This is a genomic window from Rhodococcus sp. Z13_19A (genome assembly GCF_058133575.1).
The window spans coordinates 1062432-1083049 of the sequence record NZ_JBYUNN010000001.1 but is presented as its reverse complement, the minus strand read 5'-3'; the positions used below and the strand labels follow the sequence as shown (position 1 = coordinate 1083049).

Here is a 20618-nt window from a genome sequence, read left to right as displayed (position 1 = left end):
GAGAACACCATGATGACCACCCGCTCCTACACCGTCACCGGCATGACCTGCGAGCACTGCGAGCGGGCGGTCGCCACCGAGGTCGGCGAGCTGCCCGGCGTTACGGCCGTCAACGTCGACCTGCCCACCGGCAAGCTCACCGTCACCAGCGAGGCCCCGCTGGAGGACACCATGGTCGCCGCAGCCGTGGACGAGGCCGGCTACGAGCTGGTCAGCGACGACGGAGGGAGGGACCAGCAATGACCGCCACGACCGGCACCGACCGCACCACCGTCGACCTGCAGATCGGCGGCATGACCTGCGCCTCCTGCGCCGCCCGGGTGGAGAAGCGGCTGAACAAGCTGGACGGCGTGCAGGCCACGGTGAACTACTCCACCGAGCAGGCCCACGTCAGCTACCCGCCGACGATGGACCCCGCCGACCTCGTCGCGCAGGTGGAGGCCACCGGCTACACCGCCGCCCTGCCCACCCCGCCCGAGGCCGACGCCGAACCCGACGACCGGCCGAGCGCCGACGACGCCGCCACCGAGTCGCTGCGGCAGCGGCTGCTGATCAGCGCGCTGCTCACTCTGCCGGTGCTGGTGCTGGCGATGGTGCCGCCGCTGCAGTTCGACAGCTGGCAGTGGCTCTCCCTCACCCTCGCCGCCCCGGTGGTGGTGTGGGGCGCCTGGCCGTTCCACCGCGCCACCTGGCTGAACCTGCGCCACCGCGCGGTCACCATGGACACCCTCATCAGCGTCGGCACCCTGTCGGCCTTCGGCTGGTCGCTGTACGCGCTGTTCCTCGGCGCCGCGGGCGACCCGATGATGCGCATGCCGTTCAGCTTCACCGTCGCCCGCGGGCACGGCAGCAGCGAGATCTACCTGGAGGTGGCGTCGGCGGTCACCGTGTTCCTGCTGGCCGGGCGCTACTTCGAGGCCCGCTCCAAGCGCAACGCCGGCGCCGCGCTGCGCGCGCTGATGACCATGGGCGCCAAGGACGTGGCGGTGCTGCGGGGCGGGGTTGAGCAGCGCATCAGCGTCAGTGCGCTGGTGGTCGGCGACGAGTTCGTGGTGCGGCCGGGCGAGAAGATCGCCACCGACGGCGTGGTGGTGGACGGCTCCTCGGCCGTGGACGCCAGCATGCTCACCGGCGAGTCGGTGCCGGTGGAGGTCGGCCCGGGCGACGCCGTGGTGGGCGCGACCACCAACGCCGGCGGACGCCTCGCCGTGCGCGCCACCCGCGTGGGCGCCGACACCCAGCTGGCGCAGATGGCGCAGATGGTCAACGACGCCCAGAGCGGCAAGGCACCGGTGCAGCGGCTGGCCGACCGCGTCTCCAGCGTCTTCGTGCCCGCGGTGATCGTGCTGGCGCTGGGCACCCTGGCCACCTGGCTGCTGCTGGGCGAGCCCGTGGACGCCGCCTTCACCGCCGCGGTTGCCGTGCTGATCATCGCCTGCCCCTGCGCGCTGGGTCTGGCCACGCCGACCGCCCTGCTGGTGGGCACCGGCCGCGGCGCACAGCTGGGCATCCTCATCAAGGGCCCCGAGGTGCTGGAGTCGACCCGCCGGGTGGACACGGTGGTGCTGGACAAGACCGGCACCGTCACCACCGGGCAGATGAGCCTGCAGCAGGTGATCCCCGCCCCCGGCGTGGACGCCGACGAGCTGCTGCGGCTGGCCGCCGCGGTGGAGCACGCCTCCGAGCACCCCATCGCCCGCGCCATCGCCGCCGGCGCCGCCCAGCCGCTGCCCGCGGTGCAGGACTTCGCCAGCACCGGCGGCCTGGGCGTGCACGGCACCGTGGACGGCCACCGCGTGGTGGTGGGCCGCGCCTCCCTGCTGGAGCAGCCGCTGCCCGCCGAGCTGCAGCAGGCCAAGGACGCCGCCGAGGAGCAGGGGAGCACCGCGGTGGTGGTGGGCTGGGACGGTGCGGTCACCGGCGTGCTCACGGTGTCCGACACCCTCAAGCCCAGCAGCGCGGAGGCTGTGGCCGGGCTACGCCGCCTGGGGCTCACCCCGGTGCTGCTCACCGGCGACAGCTCCGCCGCCGCACACGCCGTGGCCCGCCGGGTGGGCATCGAGGAGGTGCACGCCGAGGTGCTGCCCGCGGAGAAGGTGGACGTGGTCCGTCGGCTGCAGGGCGAGGGCAAGGTGGTGGCCATGATCGGCGACGGGGTGAACGACGCCGCCGCGCTCGCCCAGGCTGACCTGGGCCTGGCCATGGGCACTGGCACCGACGTGGCCATCGAGGCCAGCGACCTGACCCTGGTGCGCGGTGACCTGCGGGCCGCGGTGGACGCGATCCGGCTGGCCCGCCGCACGCTGAGCACCATCAAGGGCAACCTGTTCTGGGCCTTCGCCTACAACGTGGCGGCGCTGCCGCTGGCCGCGCTGGGGCTGCTCAACCCGCTGATCGCGGGCCTGGCCATGGCCCTGTCCAGCGTGTTCGTGGTGTCCAACAGCCTGCGGCTGCGCCGGTTCCGCCCGGTGGCCACCGGCTAGGTCACCACCGCCCTGCCACGCCGGTCACGTCGGAGGGCCACGCCGGAGGGCCACGCCGGAGGGCACTGTGACGCGCTGCACGATCTCTGGCGCCCTGGTCGCAGGTCGGCGAGACTTGGCCCCTAGTGGAGAACACCGCTTTCCAGCATCGTTGGCGGGAGGTGTTCTGTGCAGGACAAGTCAATGCTCAGCGCAGGCCGTGTGCTCGAGGTCGAGGCTGAGGTGCTGCGCCACAGCTTGCAGGAGCGCCCCAACGTCGACGTGGCCAAGGGCATGCTGATGGCGATGTTCCGCTACAGCGAGGCCGAGGCGTTCGCCGAGCTCTGCCGTGTTGCCGGCCAGGACGGGATCAGCCTCTACTCGCTCGCTGCGGCGCTGGTGGAGCTGGTGTCCGGGGCCGACTCGGTGGCGGGCTCCACCGAGCCCGCCACCGTCGCCGCCCACCGTCACTGGGGCACGACCGCTACAGCGTGACGAAGCCCTTGTCCACCATCCACTGGCGGGCGACCTCGGCGGGGTCCTCGCCGTCCACGTCCACCTTGGCGTTGAGCTTGGTGATCTCCTCGTTGGTGAGGATCTTGGAGATGGGCTCGAGCACCGTGGCGATCTCCGGGTACTTCTCCGCCACCTCCTGGCGGATGACCACCGTGGCGTTGTAGCGGGGGAAGAACTGCTTGTCGTCCTCCACCAGCTGCAGGTCCAGGCCGAGGATGCGGCCGTCGGTGGTGAAGACCTCGCCGAACCGGCACCCGCCGGTCGCGGTGGACGCGTAGATCAGGCCGGTCTGCAGCGTCTTCACCGGCACCACCGCGGGGTCGAAGCCGTAGGTGGCCGCCATGCCCGGGAAGCCGTCCTGGCGGCTGACGAACTCTGTCTCCAGGCAGGTCTGCGCCAGGGCAGGGTCCTTCTTCACCAGCTCGGCGTAGTCCGACAGCGTCTTGACGCCGGTCTCCTCGGCCACCTTGCGGCTCATGGCCAAGGCGTAGGTGTTGTCCATCGGCGCCGGGTTGACCCACACCAGGCCGTTCTTGGCGTCCGCGTCGCGCACTGCCTCGAACTGCTTGGTGGCGTCGGGGATCGGCTTCTCGTTCTTGAGGTAGTTGATCCAGCCGGTGCCGGTGTACTCGAAGGTGATGTCCACCTGGCCGTTGAGCATGGCCTGGTGGGTGCTGTTGGAGCCCTGGATGTTGGTCAGGTCGCGGACGTCGGCGCCGGCGGCGCTGAGCGCGTACTCGATCATGTAGCCCAGGATGAGCTGCTCGGTGAAGTCCTTGGACCCCACCGTCAGGCTCACGCCCTCCAGGGCGGGCACCGGCTGGATGCTGCCAGGCTCGACCGCCAGCGGCACGGCACTACCGGACTGCAGCCCGCAGGAGGCGACCAGCGTCGTGCAGACCACCGCCACGGTGGCGGTGACCGCACGTCGGGCCAGTCTCAGCTTGGTCATCGTCATGGTTGGCCTCGTCATGTCAGCGCAGTCCCTTCGGGCCGAGAACCTGTTCGGCGAGCGCGCCGACCCAGTCGACCAGCAGTGCCAGTGCGACGGCGAGCAGCGCGCCCACCAGCAGCGCCACCATGTCGTTGAGCTTGTAGCCGGTGTCGATCAGCTGACCCAGCCCGCCGGCACCCACCAGGAACACCAGGGTGGCGGTGCCCACCGCCAGCACCAGCGAGGTGCGCAGCCCAGCGAGGATGTAGGGCACCGCCAGGGGGAACTCCACCTGGCGCAGCACCGTCCAGGCGGACATGCCCTGGCCGCGGCCGGCATCCACCAGGATGGCATCGACCTCTTGGTAGCCAAGGATGGTGTTGCGCAGCACCGGCAGCAACGCGTACAGCGCGAGGGGCAGCACCCCCACCCAGAAGGTGTCGCCCTCCAGGAAGCTCCAGACACCGCCCTCCTGCACCCACAGGTAGAACAGCACCAGCAGGCCGATGGCCGGCGCGGAGGCACCGATGTTGGCGATCCCGATGAAGAGCGGCGACAGCCAGGTCAGGCCCGACCGGGTGACCAGGGTGCCCACCACGATCGCCACCACCACCACGATCAGCGCCACCGCGAAGGTGATCTTGAGGTGCTCGAGCGTGAGGTCGCGGATGTTGGTCCAGTTGACGGTGGCCTTCTGGGTGTCGTTGAGGTCGGTGACCACCAGCGCCCAGATGAGCACACCGGCAGCCAGCAGCAGCGCGGCCACCGGCTGGACCACCAGGCGCACCCGGTCCGCCCGGCGGGCGTCGCGCTCGACCGCCTGCAGCCCGGTGTCGCCCGCCTGGCCCACCTCGACGAAGGACAGCGACTCGTCGACCTCCGCAGTCTGCGTGGGTGCGGTCATGCCTCGGCCCTCACGGCCGCGGGCTGCTGCCCCGCACCGGGTCCGGGCTCGTCGTTGTCGTGGTCGTGCTCGTGCTGCTCGCGCAGCGTGCGGATGGTGCCCACCAGGGTCTCGATGGTGATCATGCCGACGTACTCGCCCCGCTTGCCGGTGACGGCGGTGGAGGCGTTGCTCTCCGCCAGCAGGGCCTCCAGGGCGTCCTGCAGCGTCGACTGCGTGGACACCGTCTCCCCGATGGGGATGCCCACGTCCTGCAGGCTGGTGGCGTTGGCCAGGTGGTGCGGGCCGACCCACCGGTAGGGCCGGTCGCGCGAGTCGAGCACGATGCCCCACGAGCCGCGTCGGTCTCCCACCGCCAGCCGCAGCTCGTCCACCGATCCGTCCACCCGCGCGGTGGGGCGCTGCTCGAGCTCCACGTCGCGCACCCGCAGCAGGGTGAGCTGCTTGAGCGAGGCACCGGCACCGACGAACTTGGCCACGGTGTCGTTGGCCGGGTTGGCCAGGATGGCCTCCGGGGTGTCGTACTGCAGGACGGTGGAGCGATCACCCAGCACGGCGATCTTGTCGCCGAGCTTCACCGCCTCGCCGAAGTCGTGGGTGACGAAGACGATGGTCTTGCGCAGCTCCGCCTGCAGTCGCATCAGCTCGTCCTGCAGCAGGCCGCGGGTGATGGGGTCGACGGCACCGAAGGGCTCGTCCATCAGCAGCACCGGCGGGTCGGCCGCCAGCGCGCGGGCCACCCCCACTCGCTGCTGCTGCCCGCCGGAGAGCTGGCGCGGGTAGCGGGTGAGGTACTGCGCCGGGTCCAGCCCGACCAGCTCCAGCATCTCGTTGGTGCGGTCGCGGATCCGCTTCTTGTCCCAGCCCAGCAGGCTGGGCACCATGCCGACGTTCTGGGCGATGGTCATGTGCGGGAACAGCCCGGCCGCCTGGATGGAGTAGCCGATGCCGCGGCGCAGCTCGTCGGCGTTGAGCTCCAGGGCGTTGCGGCCGCCGATGGTGATCCGCCCCGAGGTGGGCTCGATCAGCCGGTTGATCATGCGCATGGTGGTGGTCTTGCCACAGCCGGAGGGCCCGACGAAGACCACGATCTCCCCGGCCGGGATGGTCAGCGAGAAGTGGTCGACCGCAGGCTGCGGGCTGCCGGGGTACTGCTTGACCACGTCCTCGAGCACGATCTCGACGCCGGAGACGGAACCGGCGTCAGGCTCGGCGGCGACGGTGCTGTTCTTCTGCATGTCAGGCACGGATACCCCTTGAAGTTGTCAGGCGGCCGATGAGCACGTAGATGCCGTCCAGGATGAGCGCGAGGATGATGATGAGGACCGTGGCGCTGAGCGCCTGCGGGACGGCGGTGGGGCTGCCCACCCGGGAGAGGCCGGAGAAGATCAGGTTGCCCAGGCCCGGCCCCTTGGCGTACGCGGCGATGGCGAGGATGCCCATCACCATCTGGGTGCTCACCCGCATCCCGGTGAGGATCGACGGCCACGCCAGCGGAAGCTCGACGCGGCTGAGCACCGCCATGCGGCTCATCCCCACCCCACGGGCGGCGTCGGTGACCGCAGGGTCCACCGAGGCCAGCCCGAGAATGGTGTTCCGGATGATCGGCAGGAGCGCGTAGAGCACCAGCGCGGTGATGGTGGGCGGCACGCCCAGGCCCATCACCGGGATCAGCAGGCCGAGCAGGGCGAAGGAGGGAATGGTGAGAATGGTGCTGGCCAGCGCGGTGGACACGGCCGAGGCAGCGGGGCTGCGGTAGACCGCGATTCCCACCAGCACGGCGATGATCGTGGCGATGAGGACGCACTGCACCGCGGCGCTGACGTGCAGGTACGAGTCGATGGCTAGCTGTCTGCGGAACTTGACCACGTAGTCCCAGACGTCGATCCAAAAATCAGGCATGCCTGACGATCACCCGCTCTCTCGATCCTGAACAATTCCTGCACCAGGACGTGCAATGACGAAAAAATGGTGTGAGCGGAGTAACCATAGGCCAAGGCCTCCTGACCCGAAGGTCACAATTCGGCAATGGGTAGCCTGAGCACGTGCAGCGAGGCCGATCCCGCGACGGCGCAGCCCGGGTCCGGGGCGCCGCTCTCGGTGCTGCCTCGGCGACGATGGCGGTGGCCGCGCACGGGGCCTCCGGCGGCGGGCTGCCCACCGCCACAGGGCTCTACCTGCTGCTCGGACTTGCTGTGTCGCTCAGCGTAGTCGCGGCCACGGTGCCGCGCCTGCGCGAAGGCCGCCCCGCGCTCCTGGCCCTGCTGGTGACCGGGCAGGTCGCCGGCCACGAGGTGATCGGCCTGGACGCCCACCACCAGGGCGCCACCTCGGCGCAGATGCTGCTGGCCCACGCGCTGGCGGTGCTGGTGTGCGTGCAGGTCATCGCGCTGGTCGAGCGGCTGGCACCCGCGTCGGTGGCCGCCCTGCAGCGCATCGTGCTCGTCCTGCCCCCGCTGCTCCCGCGCGCCCGGGTGCCCCGCGTGCTGCCGCAGGGCGTGGCCCCGGCTCCGCTGTTCTCGGCGCTGCTCGACGTCTCCGTGCCCCGCAGAGGACCGCCCGTGCGTGCGTGAGCCCTCCGCACCCACCGCCACGTGCGTGGCGAAGCACCCCCTCTGACCTCAAGGACCACACTGATGAACAGCTGGATCATGCGCGCCTGCGTCACCGCCGGCGCGCTCACCGTGGCCGGCACGCTGGCCACCGGCACGGCCGCCGCCCACGTCTCGGTGAGCAGCCCCGACGCCGCCCAGGGCGGCTACACCGTGCTCACCTTCCGGGTGCCCAACGAGTCACCCACGGCCGCCACCACCGGCCTCAAGGTCACCCTGCCCGCCCAGAGCGGTGAGGGTGCGCCGATGAAGTCGGTGCGGACCTCACCAACCCCGGGCTGGACCGCCACCGTGGAGAAGGACCCGGCGACGTCGGTGCCCACCTCGGTCACCTGGACCGCTCAGCCCGGCGCTGCCATCGGCGACGGCCAGTTCGGCCAGTTCCTGCTGCAGGTGGGCCCGCTGCCCGCCACCGACAACCTGAGCCTGCCCGCCGAGCAGGTCTACAGCGACGGCACCGTGGTTCGCTGGGACCAGCAGGCGACCGTGCACGGCGACGAGCCCGAGCACCCGGCACCGTCGCTGACCCTCGCTGCCGCTGCCCCGGCGTCCGGTCACGGCTCGACGAGCGCGGCCACGCAGTCGAGCACCGCCCCCGAGGCCTCCAGCGGCAGCGACACCACCGCGCGCTGGCTGGGCGGGGCCGGCCTCGTCCTCGGTGCGCTCGGCCTGGGGCTGGGCGCCGGAGCCGTGCTGCGCAGCCGCAGGCCCGCGTGAGCGGCGCCCGAGCCGGCCTGCGGGCCGCCGCGGTGAGCCTGCTGCTGGGCCTGGCCCTGCTGGTGGGGGCCGGTCCCGCCTCCGCGCACAGCTACCTGGTCAGCTCCGATCCCGCTGACGGCACCGAGGTGGCGACCAGCCCGGCCCAGGTCGCGCTGACGTTCAACGAGCCGCTGCAGCCGGCGTTCGGCTCGGTGAGCGTGGTCGGGCCGGACGGCAACCAGTGGTCCACCGGCAGCGCCACCATCACCGGCTCCACTGCCTCGGTGGCGCTCCCCGAGCTGGGCCCGGCCGGGCGCTACACGGTGGCCTACCGGGTGCTCTCGGCCGACAGCCACCCGGTCACCGGCACCGTGAGCTTCACCCTCACCACCCCGGGCACGGGCACGCCCGGGCCTGCGGTGGGCGCCGTGGGCAGCGAGCAGCCGGCCGACACCGACGGGGTGCCCGCCTGGCCGTTCGTGGTGGGCGCGGCGGTGCTGGTGCTCGCCCTCGGCCTGGTGGTGGGGCTGCGCAGCGGTCCCCGCCGGAGCAGCGGCACGGGCTCCGCGCCGCAGTGAGCACCGTGGGCGCGGCCAGCAGCACCCGGCGTCAGCTGGTGCTGCTGGTGGCCGCGCCCACGGCACTGCTCGGGCTGCTGGTGGCGGCGCTGGTGTCGCGACCGGCGCACCAGCCGCCCTCGGACTACCTGCGGCTGGCGGCGCTGCTGGCCGGCACCGCGCTGCTGGGCACCTGCGTGGTGGTGTACCTGGAGCAGCCGCGTCGGCGGGCGGCGATGGCCCAGCGCCTGCACACCACGCAGCTGGCGCTGGCCACGGCGTGGCTGCTGGCGGAGGTGGTGCTGCTGGCCGCGGCTGCGGCGGAGGCCGACGGCCGCTCGTTGCCCACCGTGCGGGCGGCCAGCGTCGGCGCGTACCTGCAGTCCACGGTCGGCGGCTCGGTGGCGCTGGTGGTCTGCGGCTGCGTCGTGGCGTTGCTGGCACTGGTCGCGGTGGCCCGCCGCACCGGCGCGGCCTGGAGCAGCGCCGGCGTGCTGGCCCTGGCGGTGGTGGCGCTGGCGGCCCGGCCGCTCACCGGCCACGCCCATGCCAGCGCGCTGGCCCAGCTGCTGGTGGTGGTGCACGTGGTGGCCGCGGCCACCTGGTGCGGCGGCCTGGTGGCGCTCGCCCTGGCCGCGGGACCAGCCCGCGGCACCTGGGCGCGCACGCTCCCCCGCTTCTCGGCGCTGGCCGGCTGGTGCGTGCTCGCCCTGGCCGTGAGCGGCGCTGGGACTGCGCTGCTCGAGGTGGGCGGTGTGGGAGCCCTGCTCAGCACCGGCTACGGACGCATCGTGCTGGTCAAGGTGGCGGTGCTGGCGGCGCTGCTCGGCCTGGGCCTGCTGGCGCGGCGCCGGTGGGTGCCCGCCGCGGCCGACCACCGCACGCCGGCGGAGGTCTCGCTGCGGCGCGCGGTGGTGGAGGTGGCGGTGATGGGGCTCGCGCTGGGCCTGGCCACCGCGCTGGCCACCACCGGCTAGCCGCTCGCCCCGACCACTGCCTGCACGGCGTCGGCGATCGGGGTGTCCCCCGAGGTGAGCATGAGCGTGTGCCCCGCGGTGGCCGGGGTGTCCAGCAGGGCCAGCAGCACCGCAGCCACGTCGGCGCGAGGAACCTGGCCGGGCTCCAGCGGCGGGGACGTCAGCGCAACCAGGCCGGTCGGGTCCTCGTCGGTGAGGCCACCGGGGCGCAGCACCGTCCAGTCCAGCCCCTCGCGGCGGGTGAGGTCGTCCTCGGCGGCGGTCTTGGCCGCCAGGTAGGCGGTGAACACCTCGTCGGTGCCCTCGGGCACCGGCTCACCGGCGCCGAAGGAGCTGACCTGCACGAAGCGACGCACCCCGGCCTGCTCCGCCCCGTCGGCCAGCAGCACCGAGCCGGCGCGGTCCACGGTGTCCTTGCGCTCGATGCTGCTGCCCGGGCCCGCCCCGGCCGCGAAGACCACGGCGTCGGCACCCTGCAGCACCTCAGCCACCTGGGCGACGTCGGCGCTCTCCAGGTCGAGCACCACCGCGTCCGCGCCCAGGTCGCTGATGTCGCCGATGTGGGCGGGGTTGCGGATCAGGGCGACGGCGTCGTCGCCCCGCTCCGCGAGCAGCCTGAGCAGGTGCTGGGCGATCTTGCCGTGCCCGCCGGCGATGACCACGCGCATGAGTTCTCCTTGGTTGCTCGAAGGTGGGGCGACCGTGCGGTGGAGCTAGCGGCCCGGCAGGTGCTTCATCAGCTTGACCAGGGCGAACACCGTCGAGGTGTAGGCCTTCTGGGAGACCCCGCGCGGAGGTGCGGCGGGGACGAGGCGCTGGGTGGCTACGGTCTGCGACTCGGTGTACTTGAGCAGCCCCTCGGCGCCGTGACGACGGCCCATCCCGGAGGTGCCCATGCCACCCATCGGGGCGTCGGTGCTGCCCCAGGCCGCCGCGTAGCCCTCGTTGACGTTCACGGTGCCGGCGCGCAGGCGGGCGCCGATGGCCTCGCCCTGGGCACGGGTGGCGGCCCAGACGCTGGCGTTGAGGCCGTACTCGGTGTCGTTGGCCCGCTCGATGGCCTCCTCGACGTCGGCCACCGGGTAGATGGACACCACCGGGCCGAAGGTCTCGTTGCGGCCGCAGTCCATCTCGTCGGTGACGCCGGTGAGCACGGTGGGCTCGTGGAAGAACGGGCCCAGGTCGGGGCGGGCCTTGCCGCCGGCCACCGCGGTCGCACCCTTGGCCAGGGCGTCCTGCACCTGCGCGCTCACGGTGTCCAGCTGGTCCTGGGAGGCCAGGCTGCCCATCTCCGGGCCGTAGTCGTAGCCCGCGCCGAGCTTGACCGCGCGCACCCGCTCGGCGAAGGCGCGGGTGAACTCCTCGGCGATGGACTGCTCCACGTAGAGGCGCTCGATGGAGATGCACAGCTGGCCGGAGTTGGCGAAGCAGGCGCGGATGGCGGCGTTGACCACCTTGGGGATGTCCACCCCGGCGGTGACGATCATCGGGTTCTTGCCACCGAGCTCGGCGGAGAAGCCGATCAGGCGACGGCCGGTCTGCTCAGCCAGCGTGCGCCCAGTGGCGGTGGAGCCGGTGAACATCAGGTAGTCGGTGTTCTCCACGATGGCGGTGCCGACCACCGAGCCCGCGCCGGTGACCACGGCGTAGAGGTCCTGGGGCAGCCCCGCCTCGTAGAGCAGCTCGATGGCGGCCAGCGCGGTGTGCGGGGTCTGGCGGTCCGGCTTGATCACCACGCCGTTGCCGGCCATCAGCGCGGCCAGCGCGTCGGTGACGGCGAGGGTGAGCGGGTAGTTCCAGGGGGCGATGACGCCGACGACACCCTTGGGCTGGTGGTGCACCACGGTCTTGGTGAAGCCCGGGAACAGGCCCTGCCGACGCTTGGGGGCGAGCAGCTTGGCGCTGGCCCGCGCGTAGTAGCGCGCCGTGAGGGCCACGTCCATGATCTCCTCGGCCGCAGCCAGCCGGGACTTGCCGGTCTCCGCCTGCGCCATGTCGATCAGCTGCTCGCGGCGCTCCAGGACCAGGTCGTGGTAGCGGTTGAGCACCGCGGCTCGCGCGGCCACCGGCAGCTGCGACCAGGACTTCTGGGCGGCCCGGGCACGGCGCACCGCCTGCTCGACGTCCTCGGCGGTGCCCATGGGGACGGTGGCGAGGGTGTTGCCGGTGAAGGGCTCGATGACCGTCGAGCTGTCGCGCTGGGCCTCCGCCGGAATGGCGATGTGCGCGGCCAGACGCTTGAAGACGTCGGGGCTGGGGACAGGCATGAAGGCACTCCCGGTGGTGACGCAAGGTGTGTGACAGCGGTTCACACCAACCTACCCGGCAGTAGCGTGAGCCGCACCGCAGCAGGCGCTGCCGCTACTCGCTGCGCCAGGAGACCACGCCGACCAGGATCATCCGCAGCTGGCGCTCGGCCCGGGCGATGGCCGCGTCCTCGTCCCCGGGCTGGTCCAGGATCTGCTCGGCCACCACCACCATCTGGTTGACGATCATCTGCGCCAGCAGCTCGCGGTCGGACTCCAGCCACTCGTCGACCACCGGGTAGGAGGCCAGGTCGGTGGCCAGCTCGGTGACGAACAGCCGCAGGTGGTGCTGCACCGACTCGCGGATCACCCGCACCCCGCCGGAGCGCTCCCGGATGATGAACCGGAAGTGCGCCCGGTGCAGGTGCACGTAGCGCACCAGCACCACCACGGACCGGTGGATGACCTCGTAGTAGTCCTCGGTCTCGGAGCGGACGGCGCGGATCATGCCGCGCAGCGTGGTGAACGACTCGGTCACCAGGGTCTCCCCCAGCGCGTCCATGCTCTCGTAGTGACGGTAGAACGCGGTGGGCACGATCCCGGCGGCCTTGGTCACCTGGCGCAGGCTGACGCTGCTGAACCCCTGCTCCTCGGTGAGCTCCAGAGCCGCGTCCAGCAGGGCCCGGTGAGTGCGCTGCTTGCGGGTCTCGCGAGACTCACGGGGCTCGTCGCCGTGCGGCCCCTCACCGTGATCGACCTCACTGAGCGCACGACTGTTCACTGAGGCCTCCTTCCGCGTAGCGTGTGCTCCGAGCGCACACCTGTACTCCCAGAGTGTGCACCGCCTCCGTGCGGCCCTGCGCAGTGCCCCGAAGGAGCAGCGAATGTCCACACAAGCACCAGCAAACCAGATGCCGACGCCAGCGAACCCGCGCCCGGGGCTCCTGGCCAAGGTAGGGGTCCCGCTGCTCGAGCGGCTCGCGACGCCGCACAGCCCGGACCGCTACCTGGAGATGATCAACCCCACGTGGTCGCTGCGCGAGGTGCGTGGCGTGGTCACCTCGGTGCACCGCTCCGCCCCGGAGAGCATCACCCTGCAGGTGCAGCCCAACAGCAACTGGCGCGGCTTCCAGGCCGGTCAGCACGTGGTGTTCACGCTGATCATCGCCGGGGTGCGGCGCAGCCGCTGCTACTCGGTGACCAGCTCCGAGCACCACCGCGACGGGCTGCTGGAGTTCACCGTGCGCAAGGGCCCCGACGGCCTGGTCTCCGGGTTCCTGCACAGCGACCTGGCCCCGGGCACGGTCGTGCACATCACCCAGGCCCAGGGTGACTTCGTGCTGCCGTCACCCCGGCCGGCGCAGGTGCTGCTGGTCAGCGGCGGCAGCGGGATCACCCCGGTGATGTCGATGCTGCGCACCCTGTGTGACGAGGGGTACACGGGGCGCGTGACGTTCCTGCACTACACCCGGCGGGCCGAGGACGTGCCCTACGACGACGAGCTCACCCGGCTCGCCGCCGAGCACGACAACGTCCGGCTGCTGCGGGTGTGCACCCAGGAGGACAACGACCGCGACGGCATCACCGGGCGGTTCTCCGCCGACCAGCTCGAGCAGCACGTGCCCGGGTGGCGCCAGGCCACCTCCTACGTGTGCGGCTCGGCCCGGCTGGTGGAGGACGTGCGAGCGCTGTGGGCCGAGCACGACCTGGAGCACCAGCTCAAGGCCGAGCAGTTCGACCCGCCGGCGGCCATCGTGCCCACCGACGGCGAGATCACCGGCACCGTCTCGTTCAGCAAGAGCGGCAAGTCCGCCGACAACACCGGGCGCCCCCTGCTTGAGCAGGCCGAGGCGCTCGGGCTCACCCCGGAGTACGGCTGCCGCATGGGCATCTGCTTCTCCTGCACCCGGCGCAAGACCGCCGGAAACGTCCAGCACCTGCACACCGGCGAAGTGACCACCGAGTCCGAAGCCGACATCCAGCTCTGCGTCACCGTGCCCGTCGGCGGCGACGTCACTGTCGATCTCTAGGGAGTACTCATGACTGCCACCACTGATCGCACCATCGGCCGGAACACCACCCAGACCGGCCCCGCCAAGCAGACCTCGACCGACAAAAGCGCGACGGTGCCGGCGGAGCAGAACGGCTCCAGCACCACCCCGTCGGGCAAGAAGTCGGTGTTCGCCGACGGCCTGCCCGAGCACCACCCGATCCTGCCCAAGTCCACCACCTCGCTGCCGCTGCGCCACCCCGGTCACCCCGACCAGGAGGCCGGCCGGCCGGACCTGACGCTGGAGCAGATCGACGCCTTCGGCGCGGAGATGGACGCGCTGCGCAAGCGCATCGTGGAGGACCTGGGCGAGGCCGACGCCAACTACCTGCGCAACGTGGTGGACAAGCAGCGCAAGCTCGAGCTGCTGGGCCGTGGCCTGCTGGCGGTGGGCATCTTCCCGCCCGCGTTCGTCGCCGGCGTGGGCGCGCTCGCGCTGTCGAAGATCATCGACAACATGGAGATCGGCCACAACGTCATGCACGGCCAGTACGACTGGATGCGCGACGAGGCCCTGAACTCCCTGGTCTTCGAGTGGGACACGGTGTGCCCCTCGGAGAACTGGAAGCACTCGCACAACTACATGCACCACACGTACACCAACATCGTGGGCAAGGACCGCGACGTGGGCTACGGCATCCTGCGCATGAGCGAGGCGCAGAAGTGGAACCTCTACTACCTGGGCAACCCGCTGTACGCGGTGGCGCTGGCCACGTTCTTCCAGTGGGGCGTGATGCTGCACGACATGGAGGTGGAGAAGCTCGTCACCGGCGAGAAGCGGTGGGCGGACACCTCCGAGGTCCGCAAGAAGATCGTCCGCAAGTCGATGAAGCAGGTGGGCAAGGACTACGTGCTCTTCCCGCTGCTGTCCGGCCCGTTCGCGCCGATCACCCTGGCGGGCAACGCCTCGGCCAACCTGATCCGCAACCTGTGGACCTTCTCCATCATCTTCTGCGGGCACTTCCCCGACGGCGTGGCCACCTTCACCGAGGAGGAGGCGGAGCAGGAGAGCCGCGGGCAGTGGTACCTGCGCCAGCTGCTGGGCTCGGCCAACATCACCGGCAGCCCGCTGTTCCACGTGCTCACCGGAAACCTGTCCCACCAGATCGAGCACCACCTGTTCCCGGACATCCCGGCCCGGCGCTACGCCGAGATGTCGGCCACGGTCAAGGACGCCTGCGAGCGCTACGGCCTGCCGTACAACACCGGTGGGCTCTCCGCCCAGCTCGGCTCGGTGGCCAAGAAGATCATCAAGCTGGCGCTGCCCTGGACCGGGCGCGGTGACGACAAGACCCCCACCGCGGCCGCCACCCCCCAGGCCGCCTGAGCAGGCACCGCTCTTCAGGACCACAAGGGCCCGGAACGCCCCGGCAGAGCCGGAGAAACGGCGTTCCGGGCCCTTGTGGTCCTCTCGGGGGGTCGCCCTAGCCGCCGGTGATGGCGTCCAGCGGCCGGGTGCGTGCCGCCCGGGACGCCGGCCACAGCGCAGCCAGCACGCCCACCACCGCCGAGCCGACCAGCATGATCACCACCTGGGTCCACGGCACCGCCACCTCGCCGAGGCCGGAGTCGCGCAGGGTCCGCACGAACGCCCAGCCGAAGCCCAGCCCCAGGGCCACCCCGACCAGGGCGCCGAAGATGGCGATGAGCATGGACTCGAGGTAGACGTTGCGCCGCACCTGGGCCCGTTGCATGCCCACCGCCCGCAGCATCCCGATCTCCCGGCGCCGCTCCACCACCGACAGCGCCAGGGTGTTGATGATGCCCAGCACCGCGATCACGATGGCCAGCGCCAGCAGTCCGTAGAGCACCGCCAGCAGGGTGTCGATCTGGCTGGCCAGCGAACCCTTGAACTGCTCGCGGTCCTGCACCTGCACCACCAGCAGCGGGTCGGTGGCCTGCTCCAGCCCGGTGCGCAGCGTGGCCAGGTCGGCGCCAGGTGCAGCCTTCACCAGCACCACCGCGTGCACCTGCTCCTGCGCGGGGGTGACGTCGCGGTACACCTGCTCGGAGACCACCCAGTCGCCGAGCAGCTGGTTGTCCGCGTACACCCCGGTGACCGTGGTGGGCACCGTCCGCCCGTCCGGGCTGGTGAGCGCCACGGTGTCCCCCATCCGCCACCCCTTGCTCTGGGCAGCGGTCTCGGAGACGGCCATGTCGGTCCCGGTCACCGCCACGTCGCCCTGCTGGGCGTCGACGACCATCACCTGCCCGGGGTCACCGTCCACTGCGGCACCGAGCTCGTCGGCCCCGTTGATCTGCACCCGGACGTTCTGCACGGCGACCACCTGGCCCACGCCCGGCACCGGCCGCACCGTGTCGCTGGCCGCGTAGGGCACCCCGATCATGTCCGGGCCGCTCAGGATGTAGTCCGCGGTGACGTCGTTGTCCACCACGCTGTTCAGGCTGGCCTTGGCCGACGCCCCGAACATCCCGATCGCCGAGACCAGCATCAGCCCCAGGGTGAGCGCGAAGGCGGTGGCGGCGGTGCGCCGCGGGTTGCGCACGGCGTTGGTGCGGGCCAGCCGACCCACCGGGCCGCGCAGCGGAGCACCGAGCGCGCCGATCACCGGCTGGGAGAACGCCGGCGCACCGAGCAGCACGGCCACGATCAGCAGCAGCGCGCCCAGCCCCACGAGGCTGGCGGCCCCACCACCGGTGCTGGCCGCGCCGGCCCCCACCGCCGCCACCCCGAGCACCCCGACGACCGCGGCGACGATGGTGCGCCCGCGCAGCGAGGTGCCGGTGGAGGCGAACTCCTCTCGCATCGCCTGCACCGGCGGGATGCGCGAGGCCCGCCGAGCCGGGGCGTAGGCGCTGATCACGGTGACCACCACGCCCACCACCAGCGCCACCACCACGGTGCGCGGGGCCAGCTGCAGAGAACCTTCGGGCAGCCCGAGGTTGAAGCTGTTGAGCAGGCTGCGCAGCCCGTAGGCCAGGCCCACGCCCGCGGCCAGGCCGACCACGCTGCCGACCAGGCCGACCACCACCGCCTCCAGGATCACCGAGCGGCTGAGCTGGCGGCGACTGGCGCCGATGGCCCGCAGCAGCGCCAGCTCGCGCAGCCGCTGGGCCACGATCATGGAGAAGGTGTTGTAGATGATGAAGGTGCCCACCAGCAGGGCGATGGCGCCGAACGCCAGCAGGAAGTAGTTGACGAAGCTCAGCGCCTGGTTCACCTCCGCCTGGGTGTCCGCGCGCACCTGGTCACCGGTCTGCACCTTCAGCCCGGGCAGCGCCTGGGCCACCCGGTCGCGCACCTCCTCCTGGGAGAGCCCGGCACCGGCGACGTCCACCCAGGTGACGTGGTTGCCGTCGGTGAACAGCTGACGCGCCTGGGTGCTGGTGAACAGCGCTCCCACGTAGCCACCGGTGTCCGCCTCGGTGTCGTAGATGCCGGAGATGACGACGTCCACGGTGCCCTGTGCGGGGACGAGCACCTTGGTGCGGTCGCCAGGGGCCAGCCCCGCGTTGTCGGCCGCACCCTGGTTGAGCGCGATCTCCCCAGCAGCAGCCGGTGGGCGGCCGGACAGGAACGGCAGCGGGTCCCCGATGCGCTGGTCGTCAGCGACGTAGGCCTCGCCCATGCTGGGAGCCCCGCCGCCCTGCACCGGGTCGCCCGCGGAGTCCAGCAGCACCACCGGGGTGGACACCGCCACCTGCACGGTGCGCACGCCGGGCACGGCGCGGATCGCCTCGACGTCGGACAGCGGCACCCCGCTGGAGCGGGCCTCCTCGCTCTGCACCCGCACGTCCACGCCCTGGGCGGTGTCCTCGAAGATGCCGTTGAAGGTGCTCTGCAGGGTGTCGGTGAAGATGAAGGAGCCGGCGACGAACGCGGTGCCGAGCACCACCGACAGCACGGTGAGCAGCAGGCGCACCTTGTGCGCGACGAGGTTGCGGAGGGAGACGCGGCGCATGGCGGTGGAGGAGGACATGGCTCAGGCCGCCTCGAAGCGCTTCATCCGGTCGAGCACCCGCTCGGCCGTCGGGTCGGTCATCTCGTCCACGACCTGTCCGTCGGCCAGGAAGACCACCCGGTCGGCCCAGCTGGCGGCCCGGGGGTCGTGGGTGACGATGACGACCGTCTGCCCCAGGGTGTCCACCGAGGTGCGCAAGATGTTCATCACCTCGCCGGAGGAGCGGGAGTCGAGGTTGCCGGTGGGCTCGTCGGCGAAGATGATCTCCGGCTGGCTGGCCAGCGCCCTGGCGCACGCCACCCGCTGCTGCTGACCACCGGAGAGCTCGGAGGGTCGATGACCCAGCCGGTCGCGCAGACCCAGGGTGTCGATCACCTGGTCGAGCCAGGCCCCGTCGGGCTTGCGCCCGGCGATGTCCATCGGCAGCGTGATGTTCTCCAGCGCAGTCAGCGTGGGCACCAGGTTGAAGCTCTGGAACACGAAGCCGATGCGGTCCCGCCGCAGCTGGGTCATCTGCTTGTCCGACAGGGTGCTCAGCTGGGTCTGGCCGATGACCACCTCACCGGAGGTGGCCGAGTCCAGGCCGGCCAGGCAGTGCATCAAGGTGGACTTGCCGGAGCCGGACGGACCCATGATGGCGGTGAACTCGCCCTGGGTGAACTCGGTACAGACCGCGCGCAGCGCCTCCACCCGGGTGTCGCCGCTGCCGTAGGTCTTGGACAGCTCGACCGCTCGGGCGACGATCGAGCCACGGACCTGGTGGGGGGTGGAGGTGTCAACTTCAGTCATGGGGACGATCCTTGGTCACGGTGGCCGCCCGGCGCATCCCCCTGCAGGATGATTGGCCGACCCGCCAACAGGGTGACAACCCGGTGTCCGTGCTCAGGGTGCCGCCCCGGGCGCGTCAGGGTCACCCCCTCCGGTCAGCTGCCGGTGACGACCCGCGCGGCCCCGCCGGGGACGGAGACCACCTCGCCCCCGTGCAGCTGGCGGCCGCGGCGCAGCTCCACCTCGCCGTCCACCTGCACCAGGCCGTCGGCGATGAGCGCCTTGGCCTCCGCCCCGGAGTCCAGCAGGTTGGCGAGCTTCAGGAACTGCCCGAGACGGATGGTGTCGTCACGGATGGGGACGTCGACGGGTTGTGGCACCCCCTGATCATGCACCGGGGTGGCAGGATCGCCCACCACCGGCAAGGCTGGGACCGTGGCCGACACCAGCACCCGCCCCCACCCCGACGACGCCAGCTCCGGTGCCGCAGAACCCATCCTGTTCGTGCTCTACGGCGCGACCGGGGACCTGGCCAGGCGCATGGTGCTGCCGGCGTTCTTCCAGCTGGCCGCCGAGGGCCTGCTCCCGCCGGAGTGGCGGCTGGTCGGCAGCGGTCGGGGCGAGCGCAGCCACGACGAGTTCCGCGCGCACGTGCACGACGTGCTCGCCGAGTTCGGCACCCATCCCGACGACGGACCGTGGGAGGAGTTCAGCGCGCGGCTGCTGTTCGCCGGCGGCGGCTTCAGCGGCGACGACGCCGGTCAGCTGCTGGAGGTGCTGGACCTCGCAGCCAAGGACGTGGGCGCGGCGGATCCCCAGCGAGTGCTGTACCTGGCGGTCCCGCCCACCGCCTTCGCCGGCATCACCGAGGGCATCGGGGCGCACGGGCTGGCCGAGGGATCCCGGGTGGTCTACGAGAAGCCCTTCGGCACCTCCGAGCAGAGCTTCCGCGAGCTCAACGAGATGGTGCACTCGGTGCTGCAGGAGCAGCAGGTGTACCGGATCGACCACTTCCTGGGCAAGGAGGCCACCCAGAACCTGCACGTGCTGCGCTTCGCCAACGGCTTGTTCGCGGGGGCCTGGAACCACCGGCACATCGCCCAGGTGCAGATCGACGTGCCCGAGGAGCTGGGCATCGCCGAGCGCGCGGAGTTCTACGACTCCACCGGTGCGGTGCTGGACATGCTGGTCACCCACCTGTTCCAGGTGGCCGCGGAGGTGGCGATGGAGCCGCCCACGAGCCTGGCCGCCGAGGACCTGCAGAGCGCCCGCGAGGCGGTCATCGACGCCTTCCGCCCGCTGGACCCGGAGGAGGTGGTGCTCGGCCAGTTCGCCGGCTACACCGACACCGAGGGGGTGGCCGCCGACTCCACCACCGACACCTTCGTGGCCGCCCGGATGTGGGTGGACACCGAGCGCTGGCAGGGCGTGCCGTTCCTGCTGCGCACCGGCAAGCAGCTGGCGCTCACCGAGCAGCGGGTCAGCCTGGTGCTGCGCCCGCCCACCTCGGGTCCGTTCAGCGGCGAGCTGCCCACCGACTGCGAGGTGGTGTCGTTCTCCCTGCGCGGCAGCGGCGAGCTGGACCTGTCCATGGTGGTCAAGGCGCCGGGTCCACAGTTCAGCCTCGGGGTGGGCACCTCCACCCTGTCGCTGGGCGAGGTGGCCGGCGGGGAGCCGCTGTCGGCGTACGCGCGGCTGATCCACGACATCCTGCAGGGCGACCGGTCGCTGTTCACCCGTCCCGACGGCCTGGCGCACGTCTGGGAGGTGGCGGAGCCGCTGCTGGCCAACCGCCCCGCGCTGCAGCCCTACGAGCCGGGCAGCATGGGGCCGGCCGCAGCCGACCGGCTCGCCGACCCCGGCCGCTGGCTGATCACGGGCTGAGCGGGGTCGCACCGCGGCCGGGCTACTGTGAACTAGAGCACCCCGCAGGCAGGGAGGCAGACCCGTGAGTGCACCGTTGCCCAGCC

The 20618-nt window shown here is 71.7% G+C and carries 20 protein-coding genes; 10 read left to right on the top strand and 10 right to left on the bottom strand.

From position 1 onward, the window contains the following. Positions 1–9: 9 nt before the first annotated feature. The 3 genes from AC3YNX_RS05025 (at position 10) to AC3YNX_RS05015 (ending at position 2957) form a co-directional block, all read left to right on the top strand. Complete coding sequence (locus AC3YNX_RS05025; protein WP_489982319.1) at positions 10–243, top strand: heavy-metal-associated domain-containing protein; 234 nt, start codon at positions 10–12, stop codon at positions 241–243. Further along, positions 240–2483 carry a heavy metal translocating P-type ATPase gene (locus AC3YNX_RS05020; RefSeq protein ID WP_489994779.1) on the top strand — a complete coding sequence of 748 codons (2244 nt, stop codon included), beginning with the start codon at positions 240–242 and terminating at the stop codon, positions 2481–2483. Before AC3YNX_RS05025 ends, AC3YNX_RS05020 begins: the two co-directional genes overlap by 4 nt. A 168-nt stretch (positions 2484–2651) precedes the next feature. After that, positions 2652–2957, top strand: coding sequence for an ANTAR domain-containing protein (locus tag AC3YNX_RS05015; RefSeq protein ID WP_489994778.1), 306 nt, complete (start codon positions 2652–2654; stop codon positions 2955–2957). Here the strand turns inward: AC3YNX_RS05015 and AC3YNX_RS05010 are convergent. Genes AC3YNX_RS05010 through AC3YNX_RS04995 form a run of 4 tightly spaced genes read right to left on the bottom strand, consistent with a single transcriptional unit; the run spans position 2947 to position 6718 of the window. Beyond that, a complete protein-coding gene (locus AC3YNX_RS05010; RefSeq protein ID WP_489982317.1) occupies positions 2947–3930 on the bottom strand; it encodes a glycine betaine ABC transporter substrate-binding protein in 984 nt (327 codons plus the stop codon). The two genes, AC3YNX_RS05015 and AC3YNX_RS05010, sit on opposite strands and share 11 nt — an antisense overlap. Positions 3931–3952: 22 nt before the next feature. After that, on the bottom strand, positions 3953–4816 hold the full coding sequence (locus AC3YNX_RS05005; RefSeq protein WP_489994777.1) for an ABC transporter permease: 864 nt from the start codon (positions 4814–4816) through the stop codon (positions 3953–3955). Further along, the gene (locus tag AC3YNX_RS05000; protein ID WP_489994984.1) at positions 4813–6054 is read right to left on the bottom strand and encodes an ABC transporter ATP-binding protein; all 1242 of its coding nucleotides are present in this window, start codon (positions 6052–6054) and stop codon (positions 4813–4815) included. Before AC3YNX_RS05000 ends, AC3YNX_RS05005 begins: the two co-directional genes overlap by 4 nt. A gap of 1 nt (position 6055) precedes the next feature. Then, positions 6056–6718, bottom strand: a complete 663-nt coding sequence (locus AC3YNX_RS04995; RefSeq protein WP_127781618.1) for an ABC transporter permease — start codon at positions 6716–6718, stop codon at positions 6056–6058. A gap of 143 nt (positions 6719–6861) precedes the next feature. On the opposite strand from AC3YNX_RS04995, the gene AC3YNX_RS04990 reads away from it, so the two are divergent. The 4 genes from AC3YNX_RS04990 (at position 6862) to AC3YNX_RS04975 (ending at position 9661) form a co-directional block, all read left to right on the top strand. Then, complete coding sequence (locus AC3YNX_RS04990) at positions 6862–7389, top strand: hypothetical protein (protein ID WP_489994776.1); 528 nt, start codon at positions 6862–6864, stop codon at positions 7387–7389. Positions 7390–7452: 63 nt separating this feature from the next. Then, positions 7453–8145, top strand: a complete 693-nt coding sequence (locus AC3YNX_RS04985) for a YcnI family copper-binding membrane protein (RefSeq protein WP_489994775.1) — start codon at positions 7453–7455, stop codon at positions 8143–8145. Continuing rightward, a complete protein-coding gene (locus AC3YNX_RS04980) occupies positions 8142–8705 on the top strand; it encodes a copper resistance CopC family protein (protein ID WP_489994774.1) in 564 nt (187 codons plus the stop codon). Before AC3YNX_RS04985 ends, AC3YNX_RS04980 begins: the two co-directional genes overlap by 4 nt. Beyond that, a complete protein-coding gene (locus AC3YNX_RS04975; protein WP_489982313.1) occupies positions 8702–9661 on the top strand; it encodes a CopD family protein in 960 nt (319 codons plus the stop codon). Before AC3YNX_RS04980 ends, AC3YNX_RS04975 begins: the two co-directional genes overlap by 4 nt. On the opposite strand, the gene AC3YNX_RS04970 is transcribed toward AC3YNX_RS04975, so the two are convergent. The 3 genes from AC3YNX_RS04970 to AC3YNX_RS04960 form a co-directional block, all read right to left on the bottom strand. Next, positions 9658–10329, bottom strand: coding sequence for an SDR family oxidoreductase (locus AC3YNX_RS04970; RefSeq protein ID WP_489982312.1), 672 nt, complete (start codon positions 10327–10329; stop codon positions 9658–9660). The genes AC3YNX_RS04975 and AC3YNX_RS04970 overlap by 4 nt on opposite strands. 45 nt (positions 10330–10374) lie before the next feature. After that, entirely contained in the window at positions 10375–11928 is a 1554-nt protein-coding gene (locus tag AC3YNX_RS04965) for a succinic semialdehyde dehydrogenase (protein ID WP_489982311.1), read from the bottom strand. Positions 11929–12022: 94 nt separating this feature from the next. Continuing rightward, positions 12023–12688 carry a TetR family transcriptional regulator gene (locus AC3YNX_RS04960; RefSeq protein ID WP_127781612.1) on the bottom strand — a complete coding sequence of 222 codons (666 nt, stop codon included), beginning with the start codon at positions 12686–12688 and terminating at the stop codon, positions 12023–12025. A gap of 103 nt (positions 12689–12791) precedes the next feature. Between AC3YNX_RS04960 and AC3YNX_RS04955 the strand changes: the two genes are divergently transcribed. Together AC3YNX_RS04955 and AC3YNX_RS04950 are read left to right on the top strand one after the other, a co-directional pair. Next, a complete protein-coding gene (locus AC3YNX_RS04955; RefSeq protein ID WP_489994773.1) occupies positions 12792–13937 on the top strand; it encodes a ferredoxin reductase in 1146 nt (381 codons plus the stop codon). A gap of 180 nt (positions 13938–14117) precedes the next feature. Next, entirely contained in the window at positions 14118–15284 is a 1167-nt protein-coding gene (locus tag AC3YNX_RS04950) for a fatty acid desaturase family protein (protein WP_489982579.1), read from the top strand. A 97-nt stretch (positions 15285–15381) separates the two neighbouring features. Here AC3YNX_RS04950 and AC3YNX_RS04945 read toward each other — a convergent pair whose 3' ends face one another. The 3 genes from AC3YNX_RS04945 to AC3YNX_RS04935 all read right to left on the bottom strand — a co-directional run bounded on the left by AC3YNX_RS04945 (position 15382) and on the right by AC3YNX_RS04935 (position 19028). Beyond that, positions 15382–17880 carry an ABC transporter permease gene (locus tag AC3YNX_RS04945; RefSeq protein WP_489994983.1) on the bottom strand — a complete coding sequence of 833 codons (2499 nt, stop codon included), beginning with the start codon at positions 17878–17880 and terminating at the stop codon, positions 15382–15384. A gap of 21 nt (positions 17881–17901) precedes the next feature. Further along, complete coding sequence (locus AC3YNX_RS04940) at positions 17902–18669, bottom strand: ABC transporter ATP-binding protein (RefSeq protein ID WP_489994772.1); 768 nt, start codon at positions 18667–18669, stop codon at positions 17902–17904. Between the two features lie 134 nt (positions 18670–18803). Then, on the bottom strand, positions 18804–19028 hold the full coding sequence (locus tag AC3YNX_RS04935) for an RNA-binding S4 domain-containing protein (RefSeq protein ID WP_489982309.1): 225 nt from the start codon (positions 19026–19028) through the stop codon (positions 18804–18806). A gap of 115 nt (positions 19029–19143) precedes the next feature. On the opposite strand from AC3YNX_RS04935, the gene AC3YNX_RS04930 reads away from it, so the two are divergent. Further along, a complete protein-coding gene (locus AC3YNX_RS04930; protein ID WP_489994982.1) occupies positions 19144–20532 on the top strand; it encodes a glucose-6-phosphate dehydrogenase in 1389 nt (462 codons plus the stop codon). Positions 20533–20618: the final 86 nt, after the last annotated feature.

Bases quoted from the DNA above. Each gene is read 5' to 3' on its own strand.
- AC3YNX_RS04955 (WP_489994773.1), top strand. From the start codon at position 12,792: ATGTCCACACAAGCACCAGCAAACCAGATGCCGACGCCAGCGAACCCG.
- AC3YNX_RS05005 (WP_489994777.1), bottom strand. From the start codon at position 4,816: ATGACCGCACCCACGCAGACTGCGGAGGTCGACGAGTCGCTGTCCTTC.
- AC3YNX_RS05000 (WP_489994984.1), bottom strand. From the start codon at position 6,054: ATGCAGAAGAACAGCACCGTCGCCGCCGAGCCTGACGCCGGTTCCGTC.
- AC3YNX_RS05025 (WP_489982319.1), top strand. From the start codon at position 10: ATGATGACCACCCGCTCCTACACCGTCACCGGCATGACCTGCGAGCAC.
- AC3YNX_RS04940 (WP_489994772.1), bottom strand. From the start codon at position 18,669: ATGACTGAAGTTGACACCTCCACCCCCCACCAGGTCCGTGGCTCGATC.
- AC3YNX_RS04945 (WP_489994983.1), bottom strand. From the start codon at position 17,880: ATGCGCCGCGTCTCCCTCCGCAACCTCGTCGCGCACAAGGTGCGCCTG.
- AC3YNX_RS05010 (WP_489982317.1), bottom strand. From the start codon at position 3,930: ATGACCAAGCTGAGACTGGCCCGACGTGCGGTCACCGCCACCGTGGCG.
- AC3YNX_RS04965 (WP_489982311.1), bottom strand. From the start codon at position 11,928: ATGCCTGTCCCCAGCCCCGACGTCTTCAAGCGTCTGGCCGCGCACATC.
- AC3YNX_RS04995 (WP_127781618.1), bottom strand. From the start codon at position 6,718: ATGCCTGATTTTTGGATCGACGTCTGGGACTACGTGGTCAAGTTCCGC.
- AC3YNX_RS04970 (WP_489982312.1), bottom strand. From the start codon at position 10,329: ATGCGCGTGGTCATCGCCGGCGGGCACGGCAAGATCGCCCAGCACCTG.
- AC3YNX_RS05020 (WP_489994779.1), top strand. From the start codon at position 240: ATGACCGCCACGACCGGCACCGACCGCACCACCGTCGACCTGCAGATC.
- AC3YNX_RS04985 (WP_489994775.1), top strand. From the start codon at position 7,453: ATGAACAGCTGGATCATGCGCGCCTGCGTCACCGCCGGCGCGCTCACC.